7 protein-coding genes are annotated in these 10,133 nt (G+C 72.7%); 5 read left to right on the top strand and 2 right to left on the bottom strand.

Annotation, left to right across the window (positions count from 1 at the left end; all coding sequences use genetic code 11):
- From E1284_RS42005 to E1284_RS42000, 4 genes are all read left to right on the top strand, one after another.
- The coding region (locus E1284_RS42005; protein WP_165965536.1) for a hypothetical protein at positions 1-1,204 on the top strand (1,204 nt) is incomplete at its 5' end.
- Positions 1,205-1,553: 349 nt separating this feature from the next.
- Positions 1,554-3,395: a 2-oxoacid:acceptor oxidoreductase subunit alpha gene (locus E1284_RS34170; protein WP_131944295.1), complete on the top strand. Its 1,842-nt coding sequence runs from the start codon at positions 1,554-1,556 to the stop codon at positions 3,393-3,395.
- A complete protein-coding gene (locus E1284_RS34165; RefSeq protein WP_165965535.1) occupies positions 3,388-4,494 on the top strand; it encodes a 2-oxoacid:ferredoxin oxidoreductase subunit beta in 1,107 nt (368 codons plus the stop codon). Before E1284_RS34170 ends, E1284_RS34165 begins: the two co-directional genes overlap by 8 nt.
- 205 nt (positions 4,495-4,699) lie before the next feature.
- Positions 4,700-5,668 carry a SecDF P1 head subdomain-containing protein gene (locus E1284_RS42000; protein WP_243714915.1) on the top strand — a complete coding sequence of 323 codons (969 nt, stop codon included), beginning with the start codon at positions 4,700-4,702 and terminating at the stop codon, positions 5,666-5,668.
- 12 nt (positions 5,669-5,680) lie between these two features.
- Here the strand turns inward: E1284_RS42000 and E1284_RS34155 are convergent, their stop codons facing one another.
- The gene (locus E1284_RS34155) at positions 5,681-6,508 is read right to left on the bottom strand and encodes a YceI family protein (RefSeq protein WP_131944294.1); all 828 of its coding nucleotides are present in this window, start codon (positions 6,506-6,508) and stop codon (positions 5,681-5,683) included.
- A 73-nt stretch (positions 6,509-6,581) separates the two neighbouring features.
- The gene (locus E1284_RS43875) at positions 6,582-9,182 is read right to left on the bottom strand and encodes an MFS transporter (RefSeq protein ID WP_341770451.1); all 2,601 of its coding nucleotides are present in this window, start codon (positions 9,180-9,182) and stop codon (positions 6,582-6,584) included.
- 118 nt (positions 9,183-9,300) lie between these two features.
- Here E1284_RS43875 and E1284_RS34145 point away from each other — a divergent pair, with 118 nt between their 5' ends.
- Positions 9,301-9,954 carry a TetR/AcrR family transcriptional regulator gene (locus E1284_RS34145; RefSeq protein ID WP_131944292.1) on the top strand — a complete coding sequence of 218 codons (654 nt, stop codon included), beginning with the start codon at positions 9,301-9,303 and terminating at the stop codon, positions 9,952-9,954.
- Positions 9,955-10,133: the final 179 nt, after the last annotated feature.

Raw genomic sequence — 10,133 nt, 5'->3', positions numbered from 1 at the left:
GGGCATGGTCGTCGCGGGTGCGGCGGCCGTCGTGCTGGTCGCCGCCGGTGCCGTGGCCGGGGTCGCGCTCGGCGGGGGCGACGAGCCGGTGAAGAAGAAGCCCACGCCGACCGTGTCGGCGCCGCCGCCGGCGTGGACGCTCGCGGCGGGCCGGGAGCTCACGTCCGGGACGGGCGTGCGCTACGACGGGACCATGACGCTGAAGGGGCAGCCCCTCCAGACGCATCTCCGCGTGACTCCGTCGGGTTCGGTGACCGGGCGGATCGCCGCGGGCACCCTCACCGCGGACGTCGCCGCGATCGACGGCGTCACCTATCTCAAGGCCGGCCCCGCGTTCTGGCGCGCCTACGCCGGCGAGATCGCGCACCCCGAGTACTACGCGGACCGGTGGTCGAAGGCGCCGGCGTCGATGCCCGGCTTCGACGTGCCGGGCGTCCTCGGGCCCAAGTCCATCGCCAAGGCGCTGCGGAAGGCGTCGGGGAACCCGCCGATGGAGGACGTGAACGGCGTCCGGGCGTACCGGATCACCACCTCCGCCGCCGACTACCTGATCACGGCGGCGGCCCCGTACCGGCTGCTGTCGGTGCGCGCCGCCGGGCAGAACGAGCCGCGGTTCGCCGCCGCGCCCGTGGCGGCGCCCGCGACCCTGTTCACCGAGCTGCGCCCGAGGATCGCCGCGCTCGGCGGCGCGCCCGACCCGAACCTGCGCTTCACGCCCGGGACGCTGACGTTCAGCAACTGCGACCAGAACACCAACGGCTGCACGGTGAGCCTCCCCGCCGCGCTGGCCTCCCCCCAGGGGGCGGTGCCGGACGGCGCGCGGGCCGCGCTGCGGGCGTCGATCACGTCCAGGGGCACGCCGCTCGGGTCCTGCCGGGCCTCGGGGCCGGTGCAGGCCGACCGGTCGCTGACGCTGCGCTGCACCGTGACCAGCAAACTGTGGCGGAACTGGATGAAGAAGGCGCTCGACAACCCCGGCTCCTACCCGTACGAGGCGTCCGCCCGCGTCGTCGGCGAGGCGCTGGACAAGGCGGACGTCCCCGAACTGCTCGCGCAAGTCGACCGCGAGCGCAGGGCCGTGCTCAAGCGGAAGAACGCCACGCCCGATCCGGCCACGTCCGGCCCCGCCACGCCGGGCGGGCCGACGGCCGAGCGGTCCGACAGCCCGGAAATCGCCACATCACGGTCACCAGGGCGTCCCTAGCGCCTCCGGCGCCCCGCCCCTGGACGCGCGGTCCAGGGGCGGTGCCGCCCGGCTCGATCCGCGCTGTCTACACTTCGCATCGTGAACTCCACGCCCCTGGGGAGCCGCGGCTCCTCGACGAGCACCGCGCGGCGGCTGGTCCGGCGACTGCACGTCGACCTGTGCCGGCAGCGCAGCAGCCTCTGTTCCGGGATGAACTAGGGCACCGCCCCAGGTCGTACCTTCCGGTGAGCGGTCGTCCCGATAACACCATCCGATCCCGGACATACCATGAAGGCAAGCCTAAGTAGCATCACGATCCCGGGTGCCTCCCCCGGGACGGTGCTGCCCGTCGAGGAGGTCTTCCTCTGTGACCAAACAGGTCCAGCAACTCGACCGCGTCATCATCCGATTCGCCGGAGACTCCGGCGACGGCATGCAGCTGACCGGTGACCGCTTCACCCAGGAGACCGCGGCGTTCGGCAACGACTTGTCGACGCTGCCGAACTTCCCGGCCGAGATCCGCGCCCCGGCCGGGACGCTGCCCGGCGTGTCCAGCTTCCAGCTGCACTTCGCCGACCACGACATCCTCACGCCCGGGGACGCGCCCAACGTGCTGGTCGCGATGAACCCGGCCGCCCTCAAGGCCAACCTCGCGGACCTGCCGCGCGGTGCCGACCTCATCGTCAACACCGACGAGTTCACCAAGCGCAACCTCGCCAAGGTCGGTTACGAGACCAGCCCGGTCGAGGACGACTCGCTCGCCGAGTACCGCGTGCACGCGCTGCCGCTGACCTCGATGACGGTGAAGGCCCTTGAGGACTTCGACATCTCCAAGAAGGACGCCGAGCGCGCGAAGAACATGTTCGCGCTGGGGCTGCTGTCCTGGCTGTATCACCGTCCCACCGAGGGAACACTCGGCTTCCTGGAGCGCAAGTTCGCCAGCAAGCCCGAGATCATGAAGGCGAACATCGCGGCCTTCCAGGCGGGCTGGTCCTACGGCGAGACCACCGAGGCGTTCTCGGTGCAGTACGAGATCAAGCCGGCCGAGCACGAGCCCGGCCTGTACCGCAACATCACCGGGAATCTCGCGCTCGCGTACGGGCTGGTCGCCGCGGGCGTGCAGAGCGGGCTGCCGATCTTCCTCGGCTCGTACCCGATCACCCCGGCGTCCGACATCCTGCACGAGGTGTCCAAGCACAAGAAGTTCGGTGTGCGGACGTTTCAGGCCGAGGACGAGATCGCCGCGGTGGGAGCGGCGCTCGGCGCCTCGTTCGGCGGGTCGCTCGGCGTCACCACGACGTCCGGTCCGGGCATCGCGCTGAAGAGCGAGACGATCGGCCTCGGCGTCGCGACCGAGCTGCCGCTGCTGGTCATCGACGTGCAGCGGGCGGGCCCGTCCACCGGCATGCCGACCAAGACCGAGCAGGCCGACCTGCTGCAGGTCATGTACGGCCGCAACGGCGAGGCGCCGGTCCCGGTGATCGCGCCGCAGTCCCCGTCGGACTGCTTCTACGCGGCGATCGAGGCGGCCCGGATCGCGGTCAAGTACCGCACGCCGGTGATCCTGCTGTCGGACGGCTACCTCGCGAACGGCTCCGAGCCGTGGAGGCTGCCGGACGTGGCGTCGCTGCCGAAGATCGAGCCCGGCTTCGCCGCCCCGTCGCAGGAGGACTTCCAGCCGTTCAAGCGCGACCCGGAGACCCTCGCCCGCCCGTGGGCGATCCCGGGCACGGCGGGGCTGGAGCACCGGATCGGCGGCCTGGAGAAGGCCGACGGGTCGGGCAACATCTCCTACGACCCGGCCAACCACGACACCATGACCCGGCTCCGCCAGGCCAAGGTGGACGGCATCGCGGGCGACGTCGAGCCGCTCGCGGTGGACGACCCGTCCGGCGCCGCCAACGTCCTCGTGCTGGGCTGGGGCGGGACGTACGGGGCGATCTCCGCGGCCGTCCGGCGGGTCCGCTCGACCGGCCGGAACATCGCGCAGGCGCACGTGCGGCACCTCAACCCGTTCCCCGCGAACCTGCCCGAGGTGCTGCGCTCCTACGACAAGGTCATCGTCCCGGAGATCAACCTCGGCCAGCTCTCGATGATGCTGCGCGCCCGGTTCCTCATCGACGTGATCGGCTACAACCAGGTCCGCGGCCTGCCGTTCAAGGCGGAAGAGCTGCAGGGCGTCATCCAGGATGTGATCGACAGTGAGTGAGAACGGCTCCAGCAACGGGAACGGCGCCGTCAACGGGAACGGGCACGCCGGCGGGAACGGCAGGTCGCCGCTCTCCCTCGTCCCGAAGACCGACCAGAAGCAGACGCTGAAGGACTTCAAGACCGACCAGGAGGTGCGCTGGTGCCCCGGGTGCGGTGACTACGCGATCCTCGCGGCCGTCCAGTCCTTCCTGCCGGAGCTCGGGCTGCGCCGGGAGAACATCACGTTCATCTCGGGCATCGGCTGCTCGTCGCGGTTCCCGTACTACATGAACACCTACGGGTTCCACTCGATCCACGGCCGCGCGCCGGCGATCGCGACGGGGCTCGCCACGTCCCGGCCGGACCTGTCGGTGTGGGTGGTGACCGGGGACGGCGACTCACTGTCGATCGGCGGCAACCACCTGATCCACGCGCTGCGCCGCAACGTCAACCTGAAGATCCTGCTGTTCAACAACCGGATCTACGGGCTGACGAAGGGCCAGTACTCGCCGACGTCCGAGCTCGGCAAGATCACCAAGTCGACGCCGATGGGGTCGCTGGACGCGCCGTTCAACCCGCTGTCGCTGGCGATCGGCGCGGAGGGCACGTTCGTCGCGCGGACGATCGACTCCGACCGCAAGCACCTGCAGTCGGTGCTGCGGGCGGCGGCGCAGCACCGCGGCACCGCGCTCGTGGAGATCTACCAGAACTGCAACATCTTCAACGACAACGCGTTCGAGCCGCTGAAGGACCCGGACGTCCGCGACGACATCACGGTCCGGCTGGAGCACGGTGAGCCGATCGTGTTCGGGGCGGACCGCTCCAAGGCGCTGCGCCGCACCCCGGCGGGGTCGTTCGAGGTGGTGAACGTCGCGGACGTGCCCGCGTCGGAGATCGCCGTGCACGACGCCCACAACCCGGACCCGTCGCAGGCGTTCGCGCTGTCGCGGCTGGACCAGCCGGCGTTCGAGCACACCCCGATCGGCATCTTCCGGGACGTCGACCGGCCGTCCTACGACGAGCTGATGCGGGCCCAGCTCGACGAGGCCGTCGAGAAGCAGGGCGAGGGCGACCTGGCCGCGCTGCTCGGCTCCGGCGACACCTGGCGCATCGACTAGCCGTCCCGTTTGATCACCTTCGCGCAGGCCCGGCCCCGGTTCGTCCGGGGCCGGGCTTTTTCGCGCGTATTGAACGCGCGCTCCCGGGGCACTGATGGACATGACGACCGCGGGACGATTCGCGGCGGTCTTCCGGCGAGACACGATGCGGGACGGCGTCTCATGCTGAGAGACTGGCGGAGATCATGGAGCCGGGGAGGTGACGATGCGGGTCATTCCGCGCCGCAACAAGGATCGTCCGCGCGACCGGGCGCCCGCGCCGTCCTCCGCTCCACCCTCCTCACCTCCCGCTGAGCAGGATCCCGGCGAGCAGCCCTCGGCGTCCACCGCGCCCCTGGAGGCCGGCGACACGCGGCCGCTGCCCGCGGGGCGCGGCGGCGGTCCGGCGGCGGCACCGGCTCAGGAGGGCCTCCGCGGCGGGACGAGCGTGCGGGACGCGCCGGATTCCCCGGACGCGGCGCGGCCGGAAGCGGCCACGGAGGCGGCCACGGAGGCACAGCCGGAAGCGACCACGGCGGTGCTGCCGGCCGCGGGCGGCGAGGCGGCCCGGCGGCGCGCCCGCGCGGCCGAGCGGCAGCGGCGGGCGGCGGAGGTCAAGCGGAGCCGCGCGGGGCGGCGGCGCCCCGTCCGGTCGCAGCCGATCGCGCCGGCCAAGGCCGCCGAGCAGCACCGGTCCGCGCTGCTGGTGATGGTGCTGACGCTGGGGCTGCTCATCGCGGCCGTCGCGGTGACCGGCGGGCTGATCGCGTCCTCGATGCGGACCCGGCCGGTGGCGCTGGCCGCGCCGCTGCACATCTACCCGGTCGCGCAGGCCAGCCCCGGTCCGTGCCCGGCCGGGACGCGTGGCATCACCGGGCAGGCCGCCACCGGCCCGACGTGCTACCGCCTCACCCAGGGCATCGCGATCCACAAGGTCGCCGACCTGCGCATCCAGAAGTCGCGGGTGAAGCCCGGCGGGTACGACGTGGCGCTGACACTGCGGCCGGTCGACCGGGAGGCGTTCGCGCGGCTGACCCGGGCGACGGTCGGGCGCGACCTCGCGTTCGTCGTCCGCGACAGGCTCGTCACGCTGCCCCGCGTCGACATGGCGATCACCGACGGGAAGGTCGTGGTGACCGGCTCGCCGGACAAGGCGGCGGCGAAGAAGCTCGTCCGCGACCTCAAGGGCCGCTAGCCCCGCCGGAGCCTAGGCTTCCGGGAGTTCTTCGCCCTGGACGGCCTGGATCTCCAGTTCGACGCGCAGGCTCTCGCCGACCAGCGCGACGCCCGCCTCCAGGATCTGGTTGAACCGGATGCCGAAGTCGGCGCGGCGCAGCTCGGCCGTGGCGCGGAACGCGGCCCGCACGCCGCCCCACGGGTCCGAACCGCTGCCGAGGTAGGTCATGTCGAGGTCGACCGGCTGCGTGATCCCGTTGAGGGTGAGCCGGCCGTGCACGGTCCAGCGGTCGGGTCCGGCGGCGGTCAGCCCCTCGCCCTCGTAGGTGATGACGGGATGGACGTCGGCGTTCATGAAGTCGGCCGAGCGCAGGTGGTCGTCGCGCATCTTGTTGCCGGTGTCGATGGACGCGGCCTCGATGCGCGCCGTGACCCGCGACTCCTCGGCCGGCTCGGCGACCTCGATCCGCCCCTCGAACGCGGCGAACCGGCCGCGGACGCTGGACAGGCCGAGGTGCTGCGCGACGGCGCCGACGGTGGAGTGCGCCGGGTCGACCGTCCACGGGCCGGGCGCCGGCAGCTCGGTGCCGCCGGCCCGCCCGAGCACGATCCGCCCGACGTCGGCGGTGCCGGACGTGGACACGATGAGCGTGGCGGCGGCCGGCTGGAAGCCCGTCGCCGTCACGATCACCGTGTACGTCCCGGCGGGCAGCGGACCGGCGGCGAGCACGCCGTCCTCCCCGGTCCGCTCCCGCGCGACCTGGTTGCCGGCCAGGTCGGTCACCGTGACGATCGCATGCCGCACCGCCCAGCCGTCCTTCGTCCGCACCGTCCCGCGCAGACCTCGTTCAGCGTCCATCAACGACCTTCGTGTCGGGGGCCGGCCACCGCCGGACGGCCCTGGATCGCGCCCGTCCTCCGCCGGGGGCGCGTCATTCGCCGGGGTAGCCGAGCGTCACGTCGTGCTCGTCCAGCCCGCTGCCCGAAAGCGACAGACCGGTGGCGACCGGAGGATATCCGGACGCGATCACCGTGTACTGGCCGCCGGTCAGGTCGGTGAAGGCGTACTCGCCGTCCGAGCCGGTGATCACCATCGCGACGACGTTGCCGGCCGCGTCCACCAGCGTGACCCGGGCCTCCGCGACCGGTTCGCCCGCCTCGGTGCGGATCGTCCCGCGGATGCGGGCGCCGGGCGGCATCTCCACGTCCTGCCGGGACTGCCCGTTGCCGACCACGTCCACCGGCAGCGCGACCGGGCGGTGCGCGGCGGCGGACACCGCGAGCGTGTACGTGCCGGACGTCATGTCCTTGAACAGGTAGTTCCCGTCGCCGTCGGTGCGTCCGGTGCCGACGACGTCGCCGCGCACGTCGGTGACGACGACCATCGCGCCCGCGATCGGGGTGCCGTCGCCGCTGCGGACCGTCCCGGCGAGGCCGCCGTTGCCCGCGAGCAGCAGGTCGAACTCCACCGGCCTGTCGCCGACCACCAGCGTCGCGGCCTGCGGCTCGTGCTCGCCGGTCGCGGCGATCAGCACGTAGCTGCCGGGGCCGGGGGTCGGCAGCGCGTACCGGCCGTCCTCGCCGGTGATCGAGCGGGCGAGCTGGTGGCCGTCCACGCCGATGAGGGTCAGCGCGGCGGACGGGACGGGCAGCCCGTCACCGGTCCGCACGGTGCCCTGGACGGGGATGCCGCCGTCCTGCCCGCCCTGCCCGTTCTGCTGGGCCAGGAGCTGCGCCTGCGCCGCCAGGTCGGACGCCGCCGGCGCCTGGGCGGGCGCGGCGACCGCGGTGAGCGGCGCGTCCGGGGCATGGCCGTTCTCGCGTGCGTGCCGGCCGCCCGCCGCAGCGGCCGCGTTGACCGCGTTGGCGGCGCCGATCGCGCCGACCGCGCCCGTCCGCGCGACCGGGGACGGGGGACGGACGACGCCGTCCTCGGCCGGGACGCCGTCCGCCGGAGGCTTCCCGGCCCCCTTGCCCCGGTCTGCCGACCCGCGCAGCGGCAGCTCCTTCAGCGCGAGGACCGCCAAGAAGCCGATCATCGCGACCGGGACGCCGACCAGGAAGACGGCCTCCATCGCCTTGGTGAACGCCTCGGTGATGATGCCGTGCACCGGCTCGGGCAGCTTCTGGATCTCCTCGGGCGAGCCGAGCCTGCCCGCCGTGCCGGACGGCATCGGGATGCCGGCCGCGTGGAAGCCGGACGCGATCTCCGCCGCCACCCGGTTGGTGAGGATCGCGCCGAACGCGGCCACGCCCATTGCGCCGCCGAGGTTGCGGAAGAACGAGACGCCGGACGTGGTCGAGGCTAGGTCGGCGGGCGCGGCGGCGTTCTGCGCGGCCAGGATCAGGATCTGCAGCGTCAGGCCCATCCCCACGCCGAGGATCGCGAGGTCGGCGCCGATCAGCACCTCCGAGGAGTCGGTGTGCAGCCGCGACAGCAGGAACATCCCGGCCGCGACGCACGCCAGGCCGATCACCGGGAAGATCTTGTAGCGGCCCGTCCGGGTCACGATCTGCCCGGACCCGGTCGAGGTGATCAGCATGCCGAGCACGAGCGGCAGCGTCATCAGCCCGGACGCGGTCGGGCTCATCCCCTTCACGATCTGCAGGTACTGCGGCATGTAGATCATCGCGCCGAACATCGCCATGCCGACGCAGATGGAGACGAACGACGTCAGCAGGAACATCCGGTTGCGGAACAGCCGGGGAGGCAGGATCGGGTCGCGGGCGATGCGCTCGGCGACGACCGCGAGGACGAGCAGGACGGCCGCGGCCCCGAGCAGGATGTAGGTCCACTGGGAGTTCCACTCGAACTCCGTCCCGCCCATGGACAGGACGAGCATGAGCAGGGCCGCGCTGCCGGTGATGGTGAACGCGCCGAACACGTCCACGCGGGTGTCGCGCTTCACCTTCGGCAGCTTCAGCACGCGCTGGATGACGAGGAACGCGACCACGGCGAGCGGGACGCACACGTAGAAGGTCCAGCGCCAGCCGAGGGCGTCGGCGTCCACGATGAACCCGCCGAGCAGCGGGCCGGCGACCGTCGCGACGCCGAACACGGCGCCCATGTAGCCGGCGTAGCGGCCGCGCTGCCGGGGCTCGACGACGTCCCCGAGGATGACCTGGGCGAGCGCGGACAGGCCGCCGACGCCGAGGCCCTGGAACGCGCGGGCCGCGATGAGCTGGCCGATGTTCTGCGACAGCCCGGCGCCCACCGAGGCGAGCACGAAGACCAGCAGGGCGGTCTGGAACATGAGCTTGCGCCCGGCGATGTCCGACAGCTTGCCCCACAGCGGGGTCGAGGCGGTCATCGTGAGCAGCGACGCGCTCGCCACCCAGGCCAGCTGGTCCTGGCCGCCGAGGTCGCCGACGATCGTCGGCAGCGCCGTGGCGACGACCGACGTCGAGATCATCGACGTCAGCATCGCCATCATCAGCCCGGCGAGGATCTCCAGGATCTGCCGGTGCGTGTACTGCGGTCTAGCGGGCTCGGACGCCGCCGGGCCGTGCGACGTCACGCTGGTCTGTGCCACCCTGCCCCCATACGTACGGGTAATACCTGTGCCGTGCATGTATCCTAGGTAGACGCTTGTTTACTTGCAACTCGTTGGATACTGAACACTGACCGTTACCGACAGGCCAGGGATGGGGATGCGGGTCGAGGACGAGCGCACGCTCACCGGTGCGAGCCGCGACGCGGACGGGGACGCGGGCAGGGCCGGCGGCCGGGCCCGACGGCCGCGGCGGGACCGGGAGGCGACCGAGCGGCGCATCCTGGAGGCCGCCCGCGACCTGTTCGGCGAGCACGGCTACGACGGCGTCACCGTCCGGGAGATCGCGTCGCTGGCCGAGGCGAACGTCGCGCTGGTCAACCGGTACTTCGGGTCGAAGGCGGCGCTGTTCGGCGAGGTCCTGGCGGGCGAGTCGGTGATACGCGGCGTCATCGCGGGCGACCCGGCGGGGCTGCCGCGCCGGCTCGCCGAGCACTTCGTCCGGCAGATCGACCAGCGCTCGGTCACCGCCATGTCCCGGATGCTGGACCGGTCGGCGGGCCAGCCCGAGGTCAAGGAGATCCTGCTCCGCTACCTGGAGGACGTGATCGTCCAGCCGATCGTCGAGCAGCTCGACGGACCGGACGCCCGCGCCCGCGCCCTGCTCGCGTCCACGATCATCATGGGCGGCGGACCCGTCCGGCGGCTGTTCGGCCTGGACGACCTGCGCGCCGCCGACCCGGCCGAGGTCACCGACCGGCTCACCGCCATGTTCACCGCCGCGCTCGCCCCGCCCGTACGCCACCGGGCGTAGCCGGCGCGGTGGAGATCGTCTTGCGGTCGGAGTCCCGCACGGCGCGCCGCGCATAGGGTTGCTGACCATGAGGCTGGGGGGCGCTGTCCGGGCGCGGTGGGGCAGGACGGGTCGGGCCGCGCGCTGGACGGCGGCCGGTGCGGCGGTCGCGCTGGCGGGCGGCGGGGCCGCCTGGGGGC

Source organism: Actinomadura bangladeshensis (assembly GCF_004348335.1).
GTDB lineage: Bacteria > Actinomycetota > Actinomycetes > Streptosporangiales > Streptosporangiaceae > Spirillospora > Spirillospora bangladeshensis.
The sequence above is the reverse complement of the archived record's forward strand: the minus strand, read 5'-3'. Positions and strand labels throughout refer to the sequence as shown.

Coding starts and splice junctions, on each gene's coding strand:
- E1284_RS34145 (WP_131944292.1), top strand. CDS start 9,301: ATGCGGGTCGAGGACGAGCGCACGCTCACCGGTGCGAGCCGCGACGCG.
- E1284_RS34155 (WP_131944294.1), bottom strand. CDS start 6,508: ATGGACGCTGAACGAGGTCTGCGCGGGACGGTGCGGACGAAGGACGGC.
- E1284_RS42000 (WP_243714915.1), top strand. CDS start 4,700: ATGCGGGTCATTCCGCGCCGCAACAAGGATCGTCCGCGCGACCGGGCG.